Source organism: Candidatus Obscuribacterales bacterium (assembly GCA_036703605.1).
GTDB lineage: Bacteria > Cyanobacteriota > Cyanobacteriia > RECH01 > RECH01 > RECH01.
In genome coordinates, this window is the sequence record DATNRH010000873.1 from 1 (window position 1) to 1,171 (window position 1,171).

Sequence of the window (1,171 nt, forward strand, 5' to 3'; positions counted from 1 at the left end):
CCCCAAGGCGCAACATTTCGGGTAGTAGGTCGTATGCGGTCCCATCGACTACTACCCGAAATGTTGCGCCTTGGGGCACAGTGGGTTGAAGGAGGACACCTGTCACGGTAGGGGAAACATACCCCTCTGTGAGCCCAAGCAATGTGTTAGCTGTGGAGATACTATCGGCATCAAAGCGCAGGGACGTGTCGGCGGTGATCTTGATGGCACCTCCCTCAACAGTGACGGAATAGGTCAGTCCATCCACCGAAGCGGCCACAATAGCGGCCTCGATCTCATCTGCAATGGCATCTGCCAGAATGCCTGTCCCCGCTGTGAGAGTCACAGACACCGGAATGTTGTTGACATCGAAGGCCAGTACATCATTAGACGAAGCGGTCACTGTGAAGGGTTGTGTGTTGCTCCCCAGCACAGATACTCCCACGGTACCCACAGGAAGGCCCAGTTCCAGATGGGAGTCCGAGCCCCCTAGTTCCAGAGATTGGGCTGCTGTGAGGACTAGAGCCTCACCCGTAAGCAAAGGTTGCTTCGGGTACTCATACAACTTCACGCTATTTTCGAGTACGGGAGCGTGGTTGAGGATGGCATTAGTCTCGGCTCCCGTCTGGAACTGGATAATGGGCTCTTCGCGTACTGTAAGGAGGGGGTCAACGTAGAACTGGAACTCATTGACTTCATCTACCAGCTCCACCTCTTCAATCTGGATGTAGTAGACGCCGGGCTCTGAGGGGAAGACGTCCCCATTCTCCGCAATGGCCCTTTCATCCTCCCGTACCCACTCTAGTGCCGTTCCCCGAAAATCATCCACCTGCCCCAGCATGATGTAGGAGTAAAGGGAGCCGATGTAGTTGTCTGCGGACAGAGATTGGGGGGTAGCAGAGCTTCCTTGGAGCACGATACCCTTTTGGGGGCGCTCTTCAAAGCTGTACTTCTCCTTGATGTGATCGACAATATCCCGGTGTTGCGGATTGCTGTCGAAGCAAAAGCGGAGCGATTCCATGATCCGCTTCTTCACTGCTCTGGTTAGGTAATGGTACATCTAGTTCCAGCATCGTTATTACAGAGGATTACAGAGGATTAAAGTCGCTTCTAGCACTGGTACGTCACCCCATCTTCAATGGATCTTCTTGAATGCTTCCACTACATCTCGCCAATCGGAGAAGTTCTTAGA

General features: G+C 53.3%; 1 protein-coding gene. It reads right to left on the reverse strand.

What is annotated here, in order from left to right:
* Window positions 1-1,000, reverse strand: a 1,000-nt coding sequence (locus V6D20_18010; protein HEY9817677.1) for a hypothetical protein, incomplete at its 3' end; no start/stop codon positions are given.
* Window positions 1,001-1,171: the final 171 nt, after the last annotated feature.